This is a genomic window from Paracoccus niistensis (genome assembly GCF_042432925.1).
Taxonomy (GTDB): domain Bacteria; phylum Pseudomonadota; class Alphaproteobacteria; order Rhodobacterales; family Rhodobacteraceae; genus Paracoccus; species Paracoccus niistensis.
The window spans coordinates 28,260-49,185 of record NZ_JBHLWE010000002.1; the positions used below are offsets into that span (position 1 = coordinate 28,260).

The window sequence follows — 20,926 nt, forward strand, 5'->3', positions numbered from 1 at the left end:
GCCGGATCATTCAAGCGGAAAGGCGGGCCTCAGCCCCGGTTAAGCGTGTCCAGCCGCGCGGTGATCGAGCGCCCGTGTGCCGACAACCCCTCGGATTCTGCCAGCCGGACCGCCGCGGGGCCGATGGCCGCCAGCGAGCCGGGGTCCAGCCGTGACAGCGTGGTGCGCTTGAGGAAATCCATCACCGACAGCCCCGAGGAAAACCGCGCCGAGCGCGCTGTCGGCAGGACGTGGTTCGGTCCGCTGACATAGTCGCCCGCCGCCTCGGGCGTCCAGCCGCCGAGGAAGATCGCGCCCGCGTGGCTGACCTGCGAGGACAGCGCCTCGGGATCGTCCACGCAAAGCTCCAGGTGCTCGGGGGCGATGCGGTCGGACAGCGCCGCCGCCTCGGCCAGGTCGCGGGTGACGATAACGGTGCCGTGGTCGCGCCAGCTTGCGCCTGCGATGGCGGCGCGGGGCAGGGTGGGCAGCAGCCGCTCGACTTCCGCCGCAACGGCCTGCGCCAGCGCGGGGTCCGGCGTGACCAGGATCGACTGCGCATCCGCGTCATGTTCCGCCTGCGCCAGCAGGTCCAGCGCCAGCCATTCCGGGTTCTGCGCGCCTTCCGCGATCACCAGCACCTCGGACGGCCCCGCGATGCTGTCGATCCCGACGCGCCCGAAGACCTGCCGCTTGGCCGCAGCGACATAGGCGTTCCCCGGCCCGGTGATCTTGTCCACGGGCCGGATCGTGTCCGTCCCGTAGGCCAGCGCCGCGATCGCCTGCGCGCCGCCGATCCGGTAGATCTCGTCCACCCCGGCGATCTGGCAGGCCAGCAGCACCAGCGGATTGACCTCGCCGCGCGGCGTCGGCGCGCAGACCACCAGCCGCCCGACCCCCGCCGCCCGCGCGGGAATGGCGTTCATCAGCACGGACGAAGGATAGCTCGCCTGTCCACCCGGCACATACAGCCCTGCCGAGGACACCGGCGTCCAGCGCCAGCCCAGCCGTGCCCCCGCCTTGTCCGTCCACGTGGCGTCCTCGGGCATTTGCCGCGCGTGATAGGCGCGGATGCGCCCGGCCGCGAGTTCCAGCGCCGCGCGATCCTCGGCCGACACCTGCGCCGCCGTGGCCTCGATCTCGGCCGGGGAAAACCGCAGCCCCTCGGCCGTCAGTTCCAGCCGGTCGAAGCGCGCGGTCAGTTCGACCAGCGCCGCGTCCCCCCGTGCCCGTACCTCCGCGATGATCCCCGCCACCGCGTCGCCCACGTCAGCGGAATCCTCGCGCTTGGCCGACAGCATGGCGGCGAAGCGCGCCTCGAAATCGGGATCGGAGGTGGACAGGAAGACGGGCATGGTCGGTCCTTTCGGCGGCTTGGCTCGCCTGTTACCGCCGCAAGCCCCGCCTCTCAAGCCAAAGCCCGCGTCTTCTTTCCGGCCCAACTCCCGTGGAGTGAGCCGCCAGCCATGGCGAAAGGCAGAGCCCCTTGTGTCACTCGTGCCGGGGCATGTCGCCCGACACGGCCAGATAGGGCCGCGTCACGTCGCGCAGGTCCACCGACAGGCATTCCGCGTCAATGGCGATGGTCCCGTCGCCTGCGAAATTCAGGGTCAGAATGCCCGTGCCGTCCTCGCCCGGCTGCCAGCCGAGGTCCAGCAGCGACAGGACTGTGCCCGGATCGGCGCGGTCGATCCCGTCGTGCCGGACCCGCAGCGCGTCCGAGATCACCAGCAGCGAGCGCACCCGCTCATAGGGCCGCCCCTCGCGGCGCGCGGCCTCGGCATCCTCCCAGCGGAAGCGGTTCAGCAGCAGGCTGAAGCGCCGCGCGCGGCCGTCGTGCAGCATGTCGCCCGCCGTCAGCACCGCGTCCTGTGCCAGCGTGGCAAGGATGCGCAGGTCCTCGGCATCCTCGGCCCGGATCGCCAGCGACATGTCCGGCCCGGCGTCGGCATAGCGCGCGTCAGTCATGGATCGGCTGCTCCTTGATGCGTTCGATGTCCGCGCCCACGCCGCGCAGCTTGCTGACGACCTTCTCATAGCCGCGATCCAGATGGTAGACGCGGCTGACCACCGTCTCGCCCTCGGCCGCCAGCCCCGCGAGGATCAGGCTGACCGAGGCCCGCAGGTCCGTCGCCATGACCGGCGCCCCCCGCAGCTTGTCCACGCCGGTCACGCGGGCATGCCCGCCATGCACCTCGATCCGCGCGCCCATGCGGGCCAGTTCTGGGGCGTGCATGAAGCGGTTCTCGAAGATCGTCTCCTCAAGGTCGCTGACGCCCTCGGCGGTGCAGAGCAGCGCCATCATCTGCGCCTGCAGGTCGGTGGGGAAGCCGGGGAAGGGCTCGGTGACGACATTGACCGCGTTCACCCGGCCGTTGCGGCGGCTGACCGTCAGCCCGCGCTCGGATTCGCAGACGCTGATCCCGGCCTCGTCCAGCTTCTCGCAGAAGGCCTGCACAAGCTCGATCTTCCCGCCAAGGCAGGTCACCTCGCCGCCGCAGATGGCGGGGGCGAGCATGTAGGTGCCCAGTTCGATGCGATCGGTGACGACCGGATGCGTCGCGCCGCCCAGCCGGTCCACGCCCTGTACCGTGATGGTCGAGGTGCCCTCACCCTCGATCTGCGCGCCCATGCGCCGCAGGCAGCGGGCGAGGTCCACGATCTCGGGCTCGCGCGCGGCATTGTTCAGGACCGTGGTTCCGCGTGCCAGCGTGGCTGCCATCAGCGCGTTCTCGGTCGCGCCCACCGAGACCAAGGGGAAGTCGATCACCGCGCCTTTCAGCCCGCTCGCGGGCGCCTTGGCATGGACATAGCCGTCACGCAGGTCGAGTTCCGCGCCCATGGCCTCCAGCGCGCGCAGGTGCAGGTCCACGGGCCGCGCCCCGATGGCGCAGCCGCCGGGCAGCGAGACGACCGCGTGCCCGTCCCGCGCCAGCATCGGCCCCAGCACCAGGATCGAGGCGCGCATCTTGCGCACGATGTCGTAATCTGCCCGGTGGCTCGTCAGCGCATGGCTGGACAGCGCCAGCACCTGCCCGTCCTGCAGGCTGGCGACCTCGGCCCCAAGGCTTTGCAGCAGCGCCGTCATGGTGCGGATGTCCGACAGCCGCGGCGCGTTGGTCAGCGTCAGCGGCTCGTCCGTCAGCAGGGTCGCGGGCATCAGCGTGAGGCAGGCGTTCTTCGCCCCCGCGATCGGAATCTCGCCGTTCAGCGGACCGTTGCCGCGCACCAGAATCGTGTCCATCAGTCCTCGCTCGCGCCCTCGTCCGGGGTCTTTCCCGCGGGGCCGTTGTTCTTGCTGCCCGTCATGAGTCCGGCCGCCTTGTCCCCCTCGGTCTCGCCTTCGGCGCGGCTGCGCGCCTGCGCCTTGCGCCGCGCCAGGTTGGCGCGCAGCGCAGCCGTCAGCCGCGCCTGGCGGCTGTCGGAGGAGGGTGGGGGGCGGCGGTCCTTGCTCACCGCGCCCTGTTACTTGCGGCAATCCCGCCCGTCCAGCGGCGCGCAGGCGGGCCGAAGGGCGAGATGCGGTTTTCCGCGTAATTCCCCTTGCACGTCGTCGGGCTTGCGTCTAAATCGCCCCGCACGGTCCAAGCGGACCACCGGCGCTGCGGTAGCTCAGTGGTAGAGCACACCCTTGGTAAGGGTGAGGTCGAGAGTTCAATCCTCTCTCGCAGCACCATTTCCCTGATTTTTCCTGCGACCGGCTGCCGCCTTGCTTCGGCGCCCCCCTGCGACCACATCGGGCGCATGAGCATCCCGCCCCGCTTCGACGTCACCGCCGACCAGATTTCCCGGGTCGTCCGGACCTTCTACGCCGCCGTCCGCCGGCATGAGGTGCTGGGCCCCGTCTTTGCGGCCCATGTCGCCGACTGGCCCGCGCATGAGGAGCGCATCGCCGCCTTCTGGCGCAACGCGATCCTTTACGAGCGGGGCTATGACGGGAATCCGATGCAGGTCCATCGGGCAGCTGGCGACGTCCGGCCCGCGCATTTCGACGACTGGCTGATGCTGTTCGACGCGACGCTGATCCGGGTGCTTCCGCGCGACACGGCGGTCGCCTGGTCGGCGCTGGCGCACCGGATCGGTGCCGGGCTGCGGATGGGGGTGCGCGACACGGGCGGCCCGCCCATTCTGCGCTAACGCCGGTCGATCCTCAGGCGGATGCCGTTGCGCCCGCGCACGGTCAGGCGGGCGACGGGCACCGGGTCCACCGCCCCGCGCGACAGGCGCAGATCGCGGCAGATCAGCGCCAGCATCAGCGGCCCCTCGATCATGGCGAAGCCCGCGCCGGGGCAGACGCGCTGGCCGGCGCTGAAGGGGATATAGGCCGAACGCGCGCAGGCGCGGCCGTTCTCGGTATCCCAGCGCGCCGGGTCGAAGGCGTCGGGGGTGTCCCACAGCCGTTCATGCCGGTGCAGGTGCCAGGGCGACAGGACGACCTGCGTGCCGCGCGGCAGGTCGCGGTCGCGGAGACATTCGGGCTGCACCGTCTCGCGCACCATCATGGGGACGGGCGGGTAAAGCCGCATGGTTTCGCGGAAGACCGCGCGAGCGGTCTTGAGGCGGGACACGGCGGACAGGTCGGGGCGGTCCCCTTGCAGGACCTCGCGCGCCTCGGCGGCGACGCGGTCCTGCCACTCGGGCGCGGCGGCCAGCAACCAAAGCGCCCAGGCGAGCGCGCTGGCCGAGGTTTCGTGCCCTGCCAGAAAGAAGATCGCCACCTGGTCCACCATCTCGTCGGGGGTGAAGCCCTGACCCGTCTGAGGGTCAGGCGTGGTCATGATCTTGGTGGCAAGGTCATCGGGCGCGCCGCCCGCGGAGATCTCGGCAGTGCGGGCATTGACCATCCGGGAGATGAGGCCGCGGATTGTGGCGGCCGTGTGCCGCGTCCGCCGCCCGTGCCAGCGCGGTATCCAGGCGGGCAGCGGCACCAGCGCGGCAAGGTTGACGATGGGCTGGGCGTCCTGGTGGGCGCGGAAGGCGGCGAAGACCTGCGCCGCCGTTTGGTCCTCGATGGGAACGGAAAACAGGGTGCGGAAGATCACGTCGGCGGCGGCATGGCTGGTTTCCGGCTCGACGTCGATCTCGGTTCCCGCATGGGCGGCGAGACGGCGGGTCGCGGAAAGGGCCGCGTCCCACATGGCCGGCAGGGTCTGGCCCAGGCGCCCGCCCTCGAAGGCCGGGTCGATGATGCGGCGCTGGCGTTCCCAGAGGACGCCGTTCGTGACGAAGACCGACCGGCCCAGCAAGGGGGCCAAGCCCTCGCGCAGGCGGTTTGACTTGGGGAAGTCGCGGGGGCGGGCCTGCAGGACCAGACGGACCAGCGCCGGGTCGTTGCAGACCACGCTGCGCAGCAGGGGACTGCGGAACTCGGCCATCCAGGCGCGGTAAAGCCGCGCGGGCAAGGCGGACAGCAGGTCGCGTCGGAAGCGCAGGGCATAGCGCAGGACGCCGCCACGTCCTTCGGTCGTGCGGGGCTTGGGCGGGATCATCGCGCGCCTCGCGGCGGCCGTGCCTTCGTCATGGCGCCCCCTTCCGTCGTCCGGGCCAGTCATTGACCGCCCTTGCGATGCGGGCGGGCGAGTGGCTGCGGCCCGCATAGCGGTCCGCCAGACGCAAGGGCCCGGCCGTAAGGGCGAAGTAATCGTAGTCGCCGGGCCAGTCGAAGGCGCAGAGATACTGAAAATGCAGCCGGAACCAGCGGCCTCGCAGTTCCCGCTGCTTTCCGGGGGACAGCGTCCGCGTGAAGGCCGCCGACAGCACCAGCGGGCCGCGCCGGTCGGGCGGCTCGACCCCCGAGACGGCAACCGGATCGCACAAGCCGAAGCAGCAGGCGTCCCCCGGCGCACTCACGTCCACCCATGCGACCTCGGGCCGGGCGGATAGATAGCGCAGGTCGGCCCGCAGCCGTCCCGCGCGCGGCAGGAACGCGGCCATCGGCACCACATGGCCCAGCGTCAGCAGGGACAGCCGCCTGTCGCCATGCGCGCGCCCCGAGCGGATCAGGTCGGCCAGCACCGAGACCGCGATATAGGCGCCCGAGGAATGGCCCACGACCAGCACCTCGTCCCAGTCGTCCGCCAGCACCGCCGCGATACGGTCGGCGAAGGCCTTGATGCGGGCCTCCAGCGCAGGCGGATAGGCCCCGCCATCCTGCGCGGTGAAGGCATAGTCGTGCATCAGGTAATAGGCGAAGATGCGCCCGTCGATGCGGCGAAAGCCCCACAGGATCGCGGCGGCCGCGAAAAGCCCCGCGACCAGTCCCGGCAGCCAGTGGGCCAGCCATGCGCCCATCCACCAGACCGCCACGCCGACAACCAGCGCCAGGGCCAGTTCCGCGAGCAGCACGACGATGGGATAAAGCGCCGCGATCACGGGCGCGCGCCGCAGCCGCATCAGCCGGAACAGCGCGCCCGAGCCCACATAGGCCCAGGCCGTCCGCACGAGCTGCGCATAAGTTGCGGGGATCGAGCGCCCCATCGAGCTCTGCACAACATCCGACCAGACCAGCACCTCGATGTCGGCCTGCGCCGTGCCTTCGGGAAAGTGCCCCGTCACGCCCCAGCCGAAGCCCCTGCGGTCGCGCCGCGGGCCGAAGTCGAGCCGATAGCCCGAGATGCGCGCCTGCGCCTCGCCCTCGCGGCGGTAAAGCTCGCGGTAGCGGCGGGCCGGAATGGGGTCGTAGCCGGGAATGTAGAGCACCCGGCGGCGGAAGGGTCGGCTCATCTGGCGCCCGGATTGTTGCGCGTGCAGCATATTGGCTGGGGCATCGGGGGCAAGCGGCGGATCCCGGCCTTGGGGCTCGGGGTATCGGGATCAGGAAGATCGGGCAGGTGCCTGCAGGCTCGTCAGGCGGCGGGCAGGTTCCAGCGGCGCTCCAGCGCCTCGATGGCCTCGATGCGGCGCGGGATCGGCGGATGCGAGGCGAGCCACGCCACCGGGCGGCCTGTCATGTCGGTCAACCGCTCCAACCGCGACAGCAGCGCTTTCTGCGGGCCTGTGCCAAAGCCCGCCTTGACCATCAGCGCGGCGGCGAAGGCGTCGGCCTCGTATTCATCCTTGCGCGAAAGGCTCGCCGCCAGGGCCGAGGCGGCCAGATGGGCGATCCAGGGGCCGATAAAGGGGATGAAGCGGCCGAAGGTGGTGGCCAACACCATGCGCACGAGGTTCTGCCCGGCAAAATCCATCATCCGGCGGCGCGCATGCCCATGAGTGACATGGCCCAGTTCATGCGCAATCACCGAGGCGAGCTCGGCCTCGCTCACGCGGCCTGCGTCGAGCTGGTCCAGAAAGCCGCGGGTCAGGAACACTCGTCCGTCGGGGGCGGCAAGTCCGTTCACCGGCTTGATCTCGTAGACATGGGCCCTGACCGGACCGATCCCCATCGCGTTGCCCAGCCGGTTCAACGCCGCCGAAAGGCGGGGGTCGTTCAAGGGCGTGGAGTTCGCATTCAACTCCTGCCGCAGCCGCCAGGCCGAAAGCAGCCACATGGCGACGGCGTAAAGGATGATGAGAAGGATCGGCAGCAGTTTCATGGCGCCAATCTGGGACGTCAGGAGCGCGCGATCAACGGGCGGTCAGCCCAAGGTCCGCATCGCCCGCGTCAGTCCTTCCAGCGTCAGCGGCATCATCCGGTTCTCGAAGATGCGGCCGATCATGCCGATGGACTGGGTATGGCCCCAGTGGCGTTCCGGCACGGGGTTTAGCCAGACGTGATCCGGCCAGGTCTCGCACAAGCGGCGCAGCCACAATTCGCCCGGCTCGGGGTTCCAGTGCTCGTTGGCCCCGCCGGGCGCCACGATCTCGTAAGGCGACATCGAGGCGTCGCCGACCACGATCACCTTCCAGTCGCGGCCATAGCGGTGCAGCAGGTCCCAGGTCGGCACCGTTTCGTCCCAGCGGCGGCGGTTGTTGCGCCAGACGGATTCGTAAAGGCAGTTGTGGAAGTAGAAATGCTCGAGGTTCCTGAACTCGGCGCGGGCAGCCGAGAAAAGCTCGTCCACGACGCGGATATGGTCGTCCATGCTGCCGCCCACGTCTAGAAGCAGCAGCACCTTGACGGCGTTGCGCCGTTCCGGCCGGGTCTGGACGTCGATATAGCCGTGATCGGCCGTGGCGCGGATGGTGCCGGGCAGGTCCAGTTCCTCGGCCGCGCCATGCCGCGCCCACTGGCGCAGGCGCTTCAGCGCGACCTTGATATTGCGGGTGCCGAGTTCCACCGTATCGTCGAAGTCGCGGAACTCGCGCTTGTCCCAGACCTTGACCGCGCGGCGGTGGCGGCTTTCGTCCTGACCGATCCGCACGCCTTCCGGGTTGTAGCCATAGGCCCCGTAAGGCGAGGTCCCCGCCGTCCCGATCCACTTGTTGCCGCCCTGGTGGCGGCCCTTCTGCTCGGCCAGCCGCTGGCGCAGCTTCTCCATCAGCGCCTCGAAGCTGCCCGAGCCCTCGACAGCGGCGCGTTCCTCGGGGGTCAGCAGCTTCTCGGCCAGCTTTTCCAGCCAGTCGCGGGGCAGGGCGGCCTCGCTGACCAGCGCCTCGATGGGAACCGATTCCAGTCCGGCAAAGCTTTCCGCGAAGGCGCGGTCATAGCGGTCGATGTGACGTTCGTCCTTGACCAGGATCGCGCGGCCGACGGTGTGGAAATCGTCCACTGACCAGCCCGCCACCCCGGCCTCCATCGCGGCCATCAGGTCCAGCCATTCCCGCAGGCTGACCGGAACCCCGTGGCGGCGCAGCGCATCGAGGAACGGGCGGAACATCGGCCTCAGCCCCGCAGCGCGCGGTCGAGCAGGATCGTGACGAACAGCGCCACGATGGCGAAGGCGATGGCGTGGACGGCCGCGTATTGCAGGCGGTCCTTGCGGTTCCCCTGCGCCCGGCGCGCCCGCAGGTCCCCGAGAAGGGCGCCAAGCACGATGGCGACGATGACGATCATGGGCCGCTTCCCGGATGGATTGACGGATGAACCGCCGCTGTAAGCGAATCGGACCGGGCTGACAAGCAAGGGGGATCGCCGGCAGACGCGGGCGCAGGTCCTTCCGAATTGATCTGCCGCAGATATTTCTGGCCTCCAGTTCGCGCGGAAATTGCAGAACGATTCTGGTCGCTCTCTGGCCGCGTGTATTTTTAATCTTTATTGGTGTTCTATTTGTCCGCGTCCTGCGGCATCAATCCAGAACGCGCTTGTTGCCGCGTTGTTTATCAGTTTTTCCGATTGTCGGAGTTGCCAGTATGACCTTCTGCTCCTGCCCCGAGCCGGGCGGCTGTGACACGACGTTCAAGGCCATCTACCTTGGTGACGTTCATAGCGATCAATATATCGACCGTTATGAAATCCTGCCCGGTTCGGAAACGGCGCATTGCCTGTCCGGTACCACCTTCGGTTCGCACGATAATCCCTTGGCCGACAACATCGTCGACATCACGGTCACCAGCGACCTGAACCGGGACGGCAAGCTTGAAGGCAACAATCTTTTCGGTTGCTACGACACGTTCAAGACCTCGCCTGCCGTCGAGGTGCCCGATCGCAAATCGGGAGAGGTCAAGCAGGTCAGCCGTTTCAGGTATGATGGCGTTTCGCAATTCACTGCCCAGGTCACTTATGCGGACGGTACCTGCGCCAATACGGTGCTGACCGTTATCCAGGATGATTTGGGACGCAATTTCGTGGTTCCCCCGGAAAACGGCAAAGGCGGCGACGTGATCGGCGCCAAGCCGATTGCCTCGATCGAACTGATCTGTCCCATTCCGGACAAGGACAACGACTACAACTATTGCCCGCCTGATGACTGGACGCCCATCCCCTGCTTCACCGCCGGGGTGCGCCTGGCCACCGCCAAGGGCCAGCGCCCGGTCGAGAAGCTGGCCATCGGCGATCTGGTGCAGACGGCCGACAATGGCCTGCAGCCCGTCCGCTGGATCGGCATGCGGACGCTGGATGCCGTGGATCTTGCCGCGAACCCGAACCTGCGCCCGATCCGCGTCCGCAAGGGCGCGCTGGGCGACCGGCTGCCCAGGCGCGACCTGCTGGTCTCGCCGCAGCACCGGATGATGGTGCGCTCGGCGGTGGCTCAGGCGCTGTTCGGCACCGATGAGGTGCTGGTCGCGGCCAAGCACCTGCTGGCGCTGGACGGCGTCGAGGTGGCCGAGGACCTGACCGAGATCACCTATGTCCACCTGCTCTTCGACCGCCACGAGGTCGTCTATGCCGAGGGCGCGCAGTCCGAATCGCTTTATACCGGCGAGCAGGCCCTGCGCGCGGTGGACGAGCCCGCCCGGGCCGAGATCTTCGCGCTGTTCCCGGAACTGGCGGCAGGGGCAGAGCCCGTGCCGGGCGCACGGCTGTTCCTCAGCGGCCGGCAGGGTCGCGATCTTGCGGCGCGTCACGCGGGCATCCCGCTGCAGTAAGCGGCGCATCTTCGGATCATCGGAAAGGGGCCCCTTGGGGCTCCTTTTTCGTTCCTGCGGATTCCTGACGGGATCGGCGGGGTTGAACAGAATCCGGGAGACGCTTAGTTTCAACTCAACACGATTTCGGAGGGCGTTGCAGATGGCGCCCAGGCGTCCCGCGGGTGCGGACGCGTCCTCGGCCCCGGTTCCGGTGGCCTCGCCTGCCGTCACCCGCCAGCCCGACGACGGGTCGCTTTATGCGGCCCTCGATCTGGGCACCAACAGTTGCCGGATGCTGATTGCCCGCCCCATGGGCAGTCAGTTCCAGGTGATCGACAGCTTCTCGAAGCCGGTCCAGCTGGGGCACGGCCTTGAAGCCTCAGGCCGTCTTTCGGGTCAGTCGATGATCCGGACGGTTCATGCGCTGCAGGTATGCCGGCGCAAGATCGAGCAGCATGGCGTGCGTCGCATGCGGCTGGTCGCGACCGAGGCTTGCCGCAGGGCAAGGAACAGCCGCGATTTCCTGCGGATGATCAAGCACGAGACCGGCCTGCCGCTCGAGATCATCCCGGCCGAGGAAGAGGCGCGGCTTGCCGTGATTTCCTGCGCGCCGCTGGTCAGCCTGCGGACCGAGCAGTTGCTGGTCGTGGACATCGGCGGCGGCTCGACGGAACTGGTCTGGATCGATCTGGGTGATGTCGAGCCGGTCGAGCGTCCGCGCGCGATCATGAGGCTGGCGGACGGCTTCCACGACTGCTCGCCGGGCGCGGCGCGGGTGGTGGACTGGATCAGCGTGCCCTTGGGCGTGGCCACGCTGCGCGACCAGTTCGACGACGTGACCGACGACCCGGCGCGCTTTGCCCTGATGAGCTGGCAGTTCGAGCAGATGCTGGAGGGCTTCAAGCCCTACACGACCGGGATCAAGGCCGACGACAAGTTCCAGATCATCGGCACTTCCGGCACGGTCACGACGGTAGCGGCCAGCCACCTCGGGCTCAAGCGCTATGACCGGACCAAGGTCGACGGGCTGACGATGACCACGGCCCAGATCGACCGGGTGATCCAGAATTACCTCGCGCTGGGCCCCGACGGGCGGCGTGCCGATCCCCGCATCGGCCGGGAACGGCACGCGCTGATCATGTCGGGCGCGGCGATCCTGCAGACGCTGATGCGGGTCTGGCCCACCAGCCGGCTGTCGGTCGCGGACCGCGGGCTGCGCGAGGGGTTGCTTTATGCGCAGATGGTGCGCGACGGGGTGCTGACCTCGGATGGATTGATGGGAGTGGCGTGATGACGGCTGGTTCGGGCAACTCGGGCGGCGGAACCAAGCCGGGCAGCCGGGCAGGGAAGGGCAGTTCCGGGCGCGGCCAGCGCGACCTGCGGGTGCGGGTCAAGACCGCTAAGGGACGCAAGCTGTCTTCGACCCTTTGGCTGGAACGGCAGTTGAACGACCCCTACGTCGCCCGGGCCAAGCGCGAGGGTTATCGCGGCCGTGCGGCCTACAAGATCATCGAGCTTGACGACAAGTACGGCTTCCTGAAGCCGGGCGCGCGGGTCGTGGACCTCGGCTGTGCGCCAGGCGGCTGGTGCCAGGTCGCCGTCGGCCGCGTCAATGCGCTGGGCGAACGGAAGGGCAAGCCCCAAGGCCGCGTGCTGGGCGTGGACCTGCAGGAGGTCGATCCGATCGCCGGGGCCGAGATCCACCAGCTGGATTTCCTGTCCGAGGAAGCGGACGAGAAGGTCAAGGCCTGGCTGGGCGGGACGGCCGACGTGGTGATGTCGGACATGGCCGCGTCATCCTCGGGGCACAAGGGAACCGACCACCTGCGGATCGTGGCGCTGGTCGAGGCGGCGGCCCAGTTCGCCTTTGATGTGCTGGAACCGGGTGGCACCTTTGTTGCCAAGGTGCTGGCGGGTGGGGCCGAGCAGGGGCTGCAGGCGATCCTCAAGCAGAACTTCACCTCGGTTGCGAATGTGAAGCCCCCCGCGAGCCGCTCGGACTCCTCCGAGAAGTTCGTCGTGGCTATGGGCTTTCGGGGGCGGCGGGACCGGGGCGGGGCCGAGGATGCGGCTGAAGATGCGGGCGGCGAGGGCGCGGAGGTCTGAAGCTTTTCCTGCAGCCATACTCTCAGTTCAGCCGCCGGAAGGCCTCGGCGGGCCTGCCGGTCGCGGCCATGAACACGCGGTTCATGTGGGCAACCCCGGTGAAGCCCAGTTCCTCGGCGATCTGCACCAGGCCGTGGCGCGGATCGGCCAGCATGGCCCGCGCGCGGTCCAGCCGCAGTTCGTACAGCAGGTCCAGCGCCGAACAGCCCCGGTGCTTGCGGCAGGCGGCATCCAGTCCCGCCGCGGTCGTGCCCAGCGCATCGGCCAGGTCGGCAATGGTGCGGCCGCGCCCCATTTCCCGGCCCGCAAGGTCCAAATAGGCCTGAACCAAGGCATGGCTGTCGCGCCCCGGCAGTTCGGGCCGGCTGGGCTGGGGGCGCGCGGCGAGCCGTTCCAGCGAGGTCGCGATCAGCTCGACGCGGCAGGCGGCGGTCGCCGCCGCGATCGGGTCATGTGCGCGGGCGGCAAGCGCCGCAAGATCGGCCGAGAAGGCGTCGCTGACGCCTGCGCCCACGACGATGCGGCTGGGCAGGGACAGCCGCTCGGCCATCTGGCGCGCCATCAGCAGGACCTGCCCGCGGACGCCCGGTTGCGGCTCGGCGGCGAAGGCGGTGCCGGCGGGGATAAAGACCACACTGCCCGCGCCGTGATCGACGGCGCCACTGGGCAGGATGATCCGCATGGTGCCCGCCGTCACCCGGATCAGGCAGTGGTCGCCCCGCGTGCGCCCCCGGCGCAGCCCGCCCGCCCATGTCGCGCCGCCCCAGACGAAGCTGTCCAGCGGCAGCACCCGCAGCCCGCTTTCTGGCAGTCGCGGCCGCCCGGCGAAGGGCGTGACCGGCACGGTCGGCTGGGGTGAGTTCGCAGGCTCGGCCAAGGGGACCGGAGGCACCTCGGCAGGGCGCGGCATCAGGGGGATCTCGTCTGGGCGGCTCGACTCGGCGGACATGGTGGACCCCGGAGGTTCTTGAGGACGGATCAGTAAAGATCAAACACCAAGAAACCCTTAAGCGTTCCACCAGGCCTTTCAGACCTCCAGAGTCATCCAGTCCCGCATCCGGTTGCGGAACCAGATGCGCTGGCTTTTCGCATATTGCCGCGTGGCGATAACCGCGCGTTCCCGCGCCTCGGCCAGGGTGGCGCGGCCTTCCAAATGGTCCTTCAGTTCAGCCGCCCCGATCGCCCGCGTCCACTGCGCGCCGGGCTGCCAGAAGGGCAGGGCTTGCCGCACCTCCTCCAGGGCGCCCGCGTCCAGCATCCCGTCGAAGCGGCGGGCGATCCGGTCCGCCAGACGATCGCGGTCCATCTGCAGGACGATGCGCTGCGCGGCTTCGGGCGCGATCAGCGGCGGCGGTGTCTCGGCCTGCCAGTCGGCCAGGCCCCGGCCGGTGGCGCGCAGCACCTCCCACGCACGCTGGACACGGGCGGGGTTCTTCAGGTCGAGGCCTGCGCGCGTGCGGGCGTCCAGCGCCGCGACCATCCCGGCCAGGTCTCCGCGCGCCAGCCAGGCGTCGCCCTCGGCCCGGATCTCGGGCGGCACCGGCGGGATCACGGCCAGCCCCGAGGTCAGCGCGGTCAGGTAGAGCCCGGTGCCCCCGGCGATCACCAGCGGGCGGCGCTGTTGCAGCAGCGCCGCCACCTTGGCCAGCCAGTCGCCGACCGAATAGGCGCGGCCCGGTGCGACATGGCCATAAAGCAGATGCGGCGCAGCGGCCTCGTCCTCGGGCAAGGGCCGGGCGGTGAGCACGCGCCAGCAGGACCAGACTTGCAGCGCATCCGCATTGACCACCGAGCCTCCCATCGCCTGCGCGATCCGCAGCGCCAGCGCCGATTTCCCCGAGGCGGTGGGTCCCGCGATCAGGACAGGCCGGGCCGGATCGAGCCCTTCGATCAGGCGATCGGAAGATGTGGCGGTGGACGTGTTGATCATGCGACCTATCTGCGGCATTTTGCGCGCCGATGTAATCCGGGGGCTTGAGCATGACCGACACCGACCTGACAACCCCGGCGATTGCGTCCCCCCTGATCCATCCGCCCGCGGGCTATGACCGTGTGATGCTCAAGATCTCGGGCGAGGCGCTGATGGGCGATCAGGGCTACGGCCTGCACCCCCCGACCGTCGCGCGCATCGCCAACGAGGTGAAGTCGGTCCACGACATGGGCACCGAGATCTGCATGGTGATCGGCGGCGGCAACATCTTCCGCGGCCTTCAGGGCAGCGCCCAAGGGATGGAGCGGGCGACCGCCGACTACATGGGGATGCTGGCCACGGTGATGAACGCGCTGGCCATGCAGGCCGCGCTGGAAGCCCTGAAGATCCACACCCGCGTCATCAGCGCCATCCGCATGGACGAGGTGGCCGAGCCCTATATCCGCCGCCGCGCCATCCGCCATCTGGAAAAGAAGCGCGTCATCATCTTCGCGGCCGGCACCGGGAACCCGTATTTCACCACCGACACGGCGGCCACCCTGCGCGCCAACGAGATGAATTGTCAGGCGATCTTCAAGGGCACCAAGGTGGACGGGGTTTATGACAAGGACCCCAAGAAGCACGCCGACGCCGTGCGCTATGACAACGTGACCTATGACGAGGTGCTGCAGAAGCACCTGAACGTCATGGACGCCTCGGCCATCGCGCTGGCAAGGGACAACAACCTGCCGATCATTGTCTTCTCGCTGGACGAGCCGGGCGGCTTCCGCGGTATCCTGGCCGGCGACGGCACCTACACCCGCGTCCACGGCTGAGGAACCCGGACCCCTCGCGTTCGTTCTGCCCCAAAGGCAAGCGCGAGGCGTCCATGTCCGACCAGATCCCCCTGTCCGACGAGGCGAGCGCCCTCGAATCGGAACTTGATGCCGCGCGGCGCGACCATACGAACGAGGTGGCGCCCGACATCGCCTATCGCCGGCTCGGCATCGTCAACGTGATCTTCCACGGCCGGTCAGGGGCGGGCGACCGCGAGTGGGTCCTGATCGACGCGGGGCTGATGGGCACTGCCGCCCTGATCCGCAGCGCGGCCCAAGCGCGGTTCGGCGAAGGCTCCCGCCCCGCCGCCATCATCATGACGCATGGTCATTTCGATCACGTGGGCGCCCTGGAACAGCTTTCCGAGGAATGGGACGTCCCTGTCTACGCCCATTCTCTCGAACACCCCTACCTGAACGGATCGGCCGCCTATCCGCCCGCCGACCCGAGTGTCGGCGGCGGGCTGATGGCGCGTCTGTCGCGGCTTTACCCCACCAGGCCTGTCGATGTGGGCACGCGGCTTCATGCCTTGCCCGAGGACGGCAGCGTGCCCCACATGCCCGGCTGGCGCTGGATTCACGCGCCCGGCCATTCGGTCGGCCATGTCTCGCTGTGGCACGAGGCGGACCGCGCGCTGATCGTGGGCGACGCCTTCTGCACCACGGGACAGGAGTCGGCCTACGACGTTGCCACGCAGGATCCCGAGATGCACGGCCCGCCCATGTATTTCACCATCGACTGGGAGGCGGCCGGCGAATCGGTGCGCAGACTCGCCAAGCTGGACCCCGACCTTGCGGTGACCTTCCACGGCCAGCCCATGCGCGGCCCGGAAATGCGCGGCGCCCTGCACCGGCTGGCGCAGCAGTTCCGCGAGGTCGCCGTGCCCGCGCAGGGCGAGTATGTCGCCCGCCCGCGCCGGGCCGAGGACGGCAGCGCCTACGAGAAACCGTAAAGCTGTCGGCAACTGCGGCAGTCGCGCACCTATACAAACCCGGCCGCAAGCGGCTATAGAGCGAAAAAACCATCTGCGAGCAGACCTATGGCCGACGAGATCGAGATCGATACGGATGACCTTGAGCGCCGGATGAAAGGCGCGATGGACAGCTTGCGGCACGAGTTTTCCTCGCTGCGGACGGGCCGCGCCTCGGCCAGCATGATCGACCCGATCACCGTGGACGCCTATGGCTCGCCCACGCCGATCAACCAGCTGGGGACCGTGAACGTGCCGGAACCGCGCATGGTCACGATCAACATCTGGGACAAGGGCATGGTCGGGAAGGTGGAAAAGGCGATCCGCGAAAGCGGGCTCGGCATCAACCCCCAGTTGAACGGCACCATCATCATGCTGCCGATCCCCGAACTGAACGAAGAGCGCCGGCGCGAACTGACCAAGGTCGCCGCCCAATATGCCGAAAGCGCCCGCGTCGCGATCCGCAACGTGCGCCGCGACGGCATGGACCAGATCAAGAAGGCCAAGACCAAGGGCATGGCCGAGGACGACCAGAAATTCTGGGAATCCTCCGTGCAGGAGCTGACCGACAAGATGATCGCCGAGGTAGACAAGGCGCTCGAGGCGAAACAAGCCGAAATCATGCAGGTCTGACATCATGGCCGACGCAGCGCCTGTCGTCGCGCCCGCCTTCGCCCCCGGCGCGTCCCGCGCCCGGCATGTGGCGATCATCATGGACGGCAATGGGCGCTGGGCGACCGAGCGGGGCTGGCCCCGTCTGGTCGGCCACCGGCGCGGGGCCGAGCGGGTCAAGCAGATCGTCCGCGCCGCGCCCGACCTGGGCGTGAACTGGCTGACGCTTTATGCCTTTTCGACCGAGAACTGGAAGCGCACGACCGAGGAAGTGCTGGGCCTCATGGGCATCTTCGCCCGCTACATCCGGCGCGAGGCCGATGCCATGTCGGCCGAAGGCGTTCGGATGCGCTTCATCGGCGGGCGCGAGCGGCTGGACCCCAAGCTGCAGACCCTGATGTCGGGTATCGAGGCGCGCACCGCCGGCAACTGCCGCCTGAACCTGACGGTCGCCATCAACTACGGCGGCCGGGACGAACTTGCGCGCGCCGCAGCGCGTCTGGCGGCCCGCATCCAAGCCGGAGAGATCGGGAAACCCACCGAGGCAGATTTCGCGGCCTGCCTCGACACCGCGGGTCACCCCGACCCGGACCTCGTGATCCGGACCTCGGGCGAGACGCGGACCTCGAACTTCCTGCCCTGGCAGGCCGCCTATGCGGAATATGAATTCACGCCCGTCCTGTGGCCTGACTTCACTCCGGCGCATCTGGCCGAGATCCTCGACCGCACCAGCCTGCGCCAGCGTCGCTTCGGCGCCGCATGACGCCCCCGCGTCTGCCGCGCGTGACAAACTCGGGCCGCTGGGGCGACTTGGCCGAGCGCGTCGGCTCGGCGCTGATCATCCTGGTGGCCGGAGCAGGCCTGCTGGTGCTGCCGGTTGTGGCGACAAGCGTCGGGCTGTCCGTGCTTGTGGCCATGTTGATGTGGGAACTGACGCGCCTTGTCGTTCCGGCGCCCCGGATGCGCCAAGTGGTCGGCGTGGGCTTGGTCTCGGGCCTGGCAATGGCGGCCACGCTGTTTGCGGGAAGCTGGGGGGCGCTGGCCTTCATCCTGCCGCTCGCCTGGGGCACCCGCGCCTCGCGACGCGAGCTGCGCCCCGCTTATGTCGGTTTCGCGTTGCTGATGGTGCTGGCGGCCTGGGGCCTGCTGTGGATCCGCCTGACCTTCGGTCTGGGCGAGGCGCTGTGGATCGTGGCGCTTGTCGTGCTTTCGGACGTTCTGGGGTATTTCGTCGGCCGCAGCGTCGGCGGGCCCAAGTTCTGGCCCGCCATCAGCCCCAAGAAGACCTGGAGCGGGACGGCCGGCGGCTGGATCGGCGCCGCGCTGCTGGGCGTGATCCTCGTGATCTTCGGCCGGGCAGGACCCGGCGTGATCGTGATCGGCCCCATTCTGGCATTCGCGGGGCAGATGGGCGACATTGCCGAAAGCTGGATCAAGCGCCGTGTCGGCGTCAAGGACAGCTCGCGCCTGATCCCCGGGCACGGAGGGCTGATGGACCGTTTCGACGCCATGTCCGCATCGCTGGCCGCGGCGACGCTGCTGGGGCTTGCCGGCTGGCTGCCGGTCGTCGGCTGACATGCGCAGCGTCTCGATCTTCGGCGCAACCGGCTCGATCGGGGAAAGCGCCTTTGACCTTTTGATGGGCTCGGGCGGGCCCGAGACTTGGCGCGTCGTCGCGCTGACCGGCGGACGCAACGTGGCCCGGCTGGCCGAAATGGCACGGTCCCTGCACGCCGAGATCGCCGTCATCGCGGATGGGGTGCTGCTGCCCGATCTGCGCGCGGCGCTGGCTGGGACGGGGATCGAGGCTGCCGCAGGCGCGCAGGCGATCGCCCAAGCCGCTGACCGGCCCGCCGACTGGACGCTTTCCGCGATCGTGGGCGCTGCGGGGCTTGCGCCGGGGCTGCGCGTAGTCGAGCGCGGCGGCACGCTTGCATTGGCGAACAAGGAGAGCCTTGTGGCCGCGGGGCGGCTGCTGATGGGCACGGCCCGGCGCACCGGTGCCACCATTCTTCCCGTCGATTCGGAACATTCTGCCGTTTTCCAGTGCCTTGAAGGTGATAGCCTCGAAGCTGTCGAGCGTGTCACCCTGACCGCCTCGGGCGGGGCCTTCCGGGACTGGCCGCTGGATCGGCTGGCGCAGGCCACGGTGGCCGAGGCCTCCAGCCACCCGAACTGGGACATGGGCCAGCGCATCACCATCGACAGCGCCTCGATGTTCAACAAGGCGCTGGAAGTCATCGAGGCGCATGAGTTCTTCGGCCTGCCCGGCGAGCGGATCGAAGTGCTGGTCCACCCTGAATCGATCGTGCACGCGCTGGTCTCCTATGTGGACGGCGGCACGCTGGCGCATCTGGGTCCACCGGACATGCGCCACGCCATCGGCCATGCGCTGTACTGGCCACGGCGCGAGAAGCTGCCGCTGGCCCGGCTGGACCTTGCCGCCTTGGGCAGCCTGACCTTCCGCGCGCCGTGCGAGACGCGCTGGCCCGCGCTGGCCTTGGCGCGGCAGGTGATCGCGCAAGGCGGGGCCGCGGGTGCGGTGCTGAACGCCGCCAAGGAACAGGCGCTGGACGACTTCATCAAGGGCCGCATCCGCTTTCCCGACATGGCTGGGGCGGTGGCCCATGCGCTGGACCTCGCCGCCGGCCGGCCGGGTTTCGGGACCAGCCCCGACAGCCTTGAGGCGGTGCTGGAATGGGATGGGCAGGCGCGGCGGGACGCGGCGGCCTGGCAGACGGCGGCGGCATGATCCAGGAACTTGTCGGACAGATGGGCGGGCTCGCCTGGACGGTTGTGGCCTTCATCGTCGCGCTGTCCATCATCGTGGGCGTCCACGAATACGGCCACTACATCATCGGCCGCTGGTCCGGCATCCGGGCCGAGGTCTTTTCGTTGGGTTTCGGACCGCGCCTGTTCGCGCGCCGTGACCGGCGCGGTACCGTCTGGCAGGTCGCGGCGATCCCCTTGGGCGGTTACGTGCGCTTTCTGGGTGACGCTGACGCGGCCAGCATGACGCGCAATGGGCGCGTGGACCCGGCGCTGGCGCGGCAGACATTGGGCGGCGCGCCGCTGTGGGCACGCTTTGCCACCGTGGCGGCGGGGCCGGTCTTCAACTTCATCCTTGCGGCCCTTGTCTTTGCGGGCGTGATCGCCTGGCAGGGGATCGCCACGGACCGCGTTGTCGTGGGCGAGATCGCCCCCACGCCGCCGGGCATCGTCAACGAACTGCGCCCCGGCGACGAGGTGCTGGCCGTAGGCGGCCAGCCGGTCAATGGCTGGGCTACCCTGTTCCGGCTGACCGAGACCCTGCCCGCCGCGCCCCAGCAGCAATGGACCGTCCGGAGGCAGGGGGACGAGATCACCGTCACAGCCCCCGATGTCGCGCCGCCGCGCATCTCGGGCGTGGGACCGCGCAGCGCAGCCTCGGCCGTCGATCTGCGCGCGGGCGACGTGATCCTGGCGGTCGAGGGCCGGCCCATCAACCGCTTCACCGACCTGCGCCCCGCTGTCGAGGACGCGCAAGGCCGTCCCGTCACCCTGCGCGTCTGGCGGGAAGGCGAGGGCGAGGCTGATTTTGTTCTTGTTCCGCGTGAACAGGACCTGCCAAGTGCCGAGGGAGGCTTTGAAAAACGCTGGCTCATCGGCGTGACGGGGGGCGAGGGCTACATCCGCCCCTCCACGCGCACGCCGGGACCGTTCGAGGCGCTGTCGATGGGCGTGCAGCAGACCTGGGACGTGATCTGGGGGTCGTTGACGGGCATGGTGGCCATGGTCACGGGCCAGATCGGGCGCTGCAATCTGTCCGGCGCGATCTCGATCGCCGAGGTCGCGGGCGACGCGGCAAGTTCGGGCGCAGGCAATTTCTTCTGGCTGGTCGCCGTGCTGTCGGCGGGCATCGGCTTCCTGAATCTGCTGCCGATCCCCGTTCTGGATGGCGGCCACCTGGCCTTCTACACGTGGGAGGCCGTGGCCGGGCGCCCGCCTTCCGCGCGCGCCATGGACATCCTGACCCGCATCGGCATGGCCTTGGTGCTGATGCTGATGTTCTTCGGCCTCTCCAACGACATCCTGTGCCGCTAGATCAGGGGTTTGCTTTGACACCCGGCCCTGCGCGGGGTTAATCC

General features: G+C 69.0%; 22 protein-coding genes and 1 tRNA gene. 12 read left to right on the top strand and 11 right to left on the bottom strand.

Going from position 1 to position 20,926, the window contains the following annotated elements:
* Positions 1-29 precede the first annotated feature (29 nt).
* The 4 genes from hisD to ACFFII_RS00215 form a co-directional block, all read right to left on the bottom strand.
* Complete coding sequence (hisD, locus tag ACFFII_RS00200; RefSeq protein ID WP_377696867.1) at positions 30-1,334, bottom strand: histidinol dehydrogenase; 1,305 nt, start codon at positions 1,332-1,334, stop codon at positions 30-32.
* Positions 1,335-1,470: 136 nt separating this feature from the next.
* Complete coding sequence (locus ACFFII_RS00205; protein WP_377696868.1) at positions 1,471-1,947, bottom strand: DUF2948 family protein; 477 nt, start codon at positions 1,945-1,947, stop codon at positions 1,471-1,473.
* Complete coding sequence (murA, locus tag ACFFII_RS00210) at positions 1,940-3,223, bottom strand: UDP-N-acetylglucosamine 1-carboxyvinyltransferase (RefSeq protein WP_377696869.1); 1,284 nt, start codon at positions 3,221-3,223, stop codon at positions 1,940-1,942. Before murA ends, ACFFII_RS00205 begins: the two co-directional genes overlap by 8 nt.
* Positions 3,223-3,435 carry a hypothetical protein gene (locus ACFFII_RS00215; protein WP_377696870.1) on the bottom strand — a complete coding sequence of 71 codons (213 nt, stop codon included), beginning with the start codon at positions 3,433-3,435 and terminating at the stop codon, positions 3,223-3,225. Before ACFFII_RS00215 ends, murA begins: the two co-directional genes overlap by 1 nt.
* Positions 3,436-3,580: 145 nt before the next feature.
* Here ACFFII_RS00215 and ACFFII_RS00220 point away from each other — a divergent pair.
* Positions 3,581-3,655: transfer RNA gene (locus tag ACFFII_RS00220), tRNA-Thr, on the top strand.
* 68 nt (positions 3,656-3,723) lie between these two features.
* Positions 3,724-4,116, top strand: coding sequence for a group III truncated hemoglobin (locus tag ACFFII_RS00225; protein ID WP_377696871.1), 393 nt, complete (start codon positions 3,724-3,726; stop codon positions 4,114-4,116).
* On the opposite strand, the gene ACFFII_RS00230 is transcribed toward ACFFII_RS00225, so the two are convergent.
* The 5 genes from ACFFII_RS00230 to ACFFII_RS00250 form a co-directional block, all read right to left on the bottom strand.
* Positions 4,113-5,468: a cytochrome P450 gene (locus tag ACFFII_RS00230; protein WP_377696872.1), complete on the bottom strand. Its 1,356-nt coding sequence runs from the start codon at positions 5,466-5,468 to the stop codon at positions 4,113-4,115. The two genes, ACFFII_RS00225 and ACFFII_RS00230, sit on opposite strands and share 4 nt — an antisense overlap.
* A gap of 28 nt (positions 5,469-5,496) precedes the next feature.
* Entirely contained in the window at positions 5,497-6,702 is a 1,206-nt protein-coding gene (locus ACFFII_RS00235) for a hypothetical protein (RefSeq protein ID WP_377696873.1), read from the bottom strand.
* 122 nt (positions 6,703-6,824) lie between these two features.
* A complete protein-coding gene (locus tag ACFFII_RS00240) occupies positions 6,825-7,511 on the bottom strand; it encodes a M48 family metalloprotease (protein ID WP_377696874.1) in 687 nt (228 codons plus the stop codon).
* A gap of 42 nt (positions 7,512-7,553) precedes the next feature.
* Positions 7,554-8,735 carry a vWA domain-containing protein gene (locus tag ACFFII_RS00245; RefSeq protein ID WP_377696875.1) on the bottom strand — a complete coding sequence of 394 codons (1,182 nt, stop codon included), beginning with the start codon at positions 8,733-8,735 and terminating at the stop codon, positions 7,554-7,556.
* Positions 8,736-8,740: 5 nt separating this feature from the next.
* Complete coding sequence (locus tag ACFFII_RS00250) at positions 8,741-8,911, bottom strand: hypothetical protein (protein WP_090757029.1); 171 nt, start codon at positions 8,909-8,911, stop codon at positions 8,741-8,743.
* Between the two features lie 296 nt (positions 8,912-9,207).
* Between ACFFII_RS00250 and ACFFII_RS00255 the strand changes: the two genes are divergently transcribed.
* The 3 genes from ACFFII_RS00255 (at position 9,208) to ACFFII_RS00265 (ending at position 12,471) form a co-directional block, all read left to right on the top strand.
* Entirely contained in the window at positions 9,208-10,383 is a 1,176-nt protein-coding gene (locus ACFFII_RS00255) for a Hint domain-containing protein (protein WP_377696876.1), read from the top strand.
* 142 nt (positions 10,384-10,525) lie between these two features.
* Complete coding sequence (locus ACFFII_RS00260) at positions 10,526-11,656, top strand: Ppx/GppA phosphatase family protein (protein WP_090757031.1); 1,131 nt, start codon at positions 10,526-10,528, stop codon at positions 11,654-11,656.
* The gene (locus ACFFII_RS00265; protein ID WP_377696877.1) at positions 11,656-12,471 is read left to right on the top strand and encodes an RlmE family RNA methyltransferase; all 816 of its coding nucleotides are present in this window, start codon (positions 11,656-11,658) and stop codon (positions 12,469-12,471) included. Before ACFFII_RS00260 ends, ACFFII_RS00265 begins: the two co-directional genes overlap by 1 nt.
* Before the next feature lie 22 nt (positions 12,472-12,493).
* Here the strand turns inward: ACFFII_RS00265 and ACFFII_RS00270 are convergent, their stop codons facing one another.
* Both ACFFII_RS00270 and miaA read right to left on the bottom strand, forming a co-directional pair.
* Positions 12,494-13,420, bottom strand: coding sequence for an AraC family transcriptional regulator (locus ACFFII_RS00270; protein WP_377696878.1), 927 nt, complete (start codon positions 13,418-13,420; stop codon positions 12,494-12,496).
* A 78-nt stretch (positions 13,421-13,498) separates the two neighbouring features.
* A complete protein-coding gene (miaA, locus tag ACFFII_RS00275; RefSeq protein WP_377696879.1) occupies positions 13,499-14,401 on the bottom strand; it encodes a tRNA (adenosine(37)-N6)-dimethylallyltransferase MiaA in 903 nt (300 codons plus the stop codon).
* A 125-nt stretch (positions 14,402-14,526) separates the two neighbouring features.
* Here miaA and pyrH point away from each other — a divergent pair, with 125 nt between their 5' ends.
* The 7 genes from pyrH to rseP all read left to right on the top strand — a co-directional run bounded on the left by pyrH (position 14,527) and on the right by rseP (position 20,882).
* Entirely contained in the window at positions 14,527-15,216 is a 690-nt protein-coding gene (pyrH, locus tag ACFFII_RS00280; RefSeq protein ID WP_090757059.1) for a UMP kinase, read from the top strand.
* A gap of 53 nt (positions 15,217-15,269) precedes the next feature.
* Entirely contained in the window at positions 15,270-16,169 is a 900-nt protein-coding gene (locus tag ACFFII_RS00285; protein ID WP_377696880.1) for an MBL fold metallo-hydrolase, read from the top strand.
* An 87-nt stretch (positions 16,170-16,256) separates the two neighbouring features.
* Positions 16,257-16,820: a ribosome recycling factor gene (gene frr / locus ACFFII_RS00290; protein ID WP_090757035.1), complete on the top strand. Its 564-nt coding sequence runs from the start codon at positions 16,257-16,259 to the stop codon at positions 16,818-16,820.
* A gap of 4 nt (positions 16,821-16,824) precedes the next feature.
* The gene (gene uppS / locus ACFFII_RS00295; protein ID WP_377696881.1) at positions 16,825-17,562 is read left to right on the top strand and encodes a polyprenyl diphosphate synthase; all 738 of its coding nucleotides are present in this window, start codon (positions 16,825-16,827) and stop codon (positions 17,560-17,562) included.
* Complete coding sequence (locus ACFFII_RS00300; protein ID WP_377696882.1) at positions 17,559-18,374, top strand: phosphatidate cytidylyltransferase; 816 nt, start codon at positions 17,559-17,561, stop codon at positions 18,372-18,374. Before uppS ends, ACFFII_RS00300 begins: the two co-directional genes overlap by 4 nt.
* Before the next feature lies 1 nt (position 18,375).
* A complete protein-coding gene (gene dxr / locus ACFFII_RS00305; RefSeq protein ID WP_377696883.1) occupies positions 18,376-19,551 on the top strand; it encodes a 1-deoxy-D-xylulose-5-phosphate reductoisomerase in 1,176 nt (391 codons plus the stop codon).
* Entirely contained in the window at positions 19,548-20,882 is a 1,335-nt protein-coding gene (gene rseP, locus ACFFII_RS00310) for an RIP metalloprotease RseP (RefSeq protein ID WP_377696884.1), read from the top strand. The genes dxr and rseP overlap by 4 nt, the downstream gene beginning before the upstream one ends.
* Positions 20,883-20,926: the final 44 nt, after the last annotated feature.

Bases quoted from the DNA above. Each gene is read 5' to 3' on its own strand.
- hisD (WP_377696867.1), bottom strand. From the start codon at position 1,334: ATGCCCGTCTTCCTGTCCACCTCCGATCCCGATTTCGAGGCGCGCTTC.
- ACFFII_RS00205 (WP_377696868.1), bottom strand. From the start codon at position 1,947: ATGACTGACGCGCGCTATGCCGACGCCGGGCCGGACATGTCGCTGGCG.
- murA (WP_377696869.1), bottom strand. From the start codon at position 3,223: ATGGACACGATTCTGGTGCGCGGCAACGGTCCGCTGAACGGCGAGATT.
- ACFFII_RS00225 (WP_377696871.1), top strand. From the start codon at position 3,724: ATGAGCATCCCGCCCCGCTTCGACGTCACCGCCGACCAGATTTCCCGG.
- ACFFII_RS00230 (WP_377696872.1), bottom strand. From the start codon at position 5,468: ATGATCCCGCCCAAGCCCCGCACGACCGAAGGACGTGGCGGCGTCCTG.
- ACFFII_RS00235 (WP_377696873.1), bottom strand. From the start codon at position 6,702: ATGAGCCGACCCTTCCGCCGCCGGGTGCTCTACATTCCCGGCTACGAC.
- ACFFII_RS00240 (WP_377696874.1), bottom strand. From the start codon at position 7,511: ATGAAACTGCTGCCGATCCTTCTCATCATCCTTTACGCCGTCGCCATG.
- ACFFII_RS00245 (WP_377696875.1), bottom strand. From the start codon at position 8,735: ATGTTCCGCCCGTTCCTCGATGCGCTGCGCCGCCACGGGGTTCCGGTC.
- ACFFII_RS00250 (WP_090757029.1), bottom strand. From the start codon at position 8,911: ATGATCGTCATCGTCGCCATCGTGCTTGGCGCCCTTCTCGGGGACCTG.
- ACFFII_RS00255 (WP_377696876.1), top strand. From the start codon at position 9,208: ATGACCTTCTGCTCCTGCCCCGAGCCGGGCGGCTGTGACACGACGTTC.
- ACFFII_RS00260 (WP_090757031.1), top strand. From the start codon at position 10,526: ATGGCGCCCAGGCGTCCCGCGGGTGCGGACGCGTCCTCGGCCCCGGTT.
- ACFFII_RS00265 (WP_377696877.1), top strand. From the start codon at position 11,656: ATGACGGCTGGTTCGGGCAACTCGGGCGGCGGAACCAAGCCGGGCAGC.
- ACFFII_RS00270 (WP_377696878.1), bottom strand. From the start codon at position 13,420: ATGTCCGCCGAGTCGAGCCGCCCAGACGAGATCCCCCTGATGCCGCGC.
- miaA (WP_377696879.1), bottom strand. From the start codon at position 14,401: ATGATCAACACGTCCACCGCCACATCTTCCGATCGCCTGATCGAAGGG.
- pyrH (WP_090757059.1), top strand. From the start codon at position 14,527: ATGCTCAAGATCTCGGGCGAGGCGCTGATGGGCGATCAGGGCTACGGC.
- ACFFII_RS00285 (WP_377696880.1), top strand. From the start codon at position 15,270: ATGTCCGACCAGATCCCCCTGTCCGACGAGGCGAGCGCCCTCGAATCG.
- frr (WP_090757035.1), top strand. From the start codon at position 16,257: ATGGCCGACGAGATCGAGATCGATACGGATGACCTTGAGCGCCGGATG.
- uppS (WP_377696881.1), top strand. From the start codon at position 16,825: ATGGCCGACGCAGCGCCTGTCGTCGCGCCCGCCTTCGCCCCCGGCGCG.
- ACFFII_RS00300 (WP_377696882.1), top strand. From the start codon at position 17,559: ATGACGCCCCCGCGTCTGCCGCGCGTGACAAACTCGGGCCGCTGGGGC.
- dxr (WP_377696883.1), top strand. From the start codon at position 18,376: ATGCGCAGCGTCTCGATCTTCGGCGCAACCGGCTCGATCGGGGAAAGC.
- rseP (WP_377696884.1), top strand. From the start codon at position 19,548: ATGATCCAGGAACTTGTCGGACAGATGGGCGGGCTCGCCTGGACGGTT.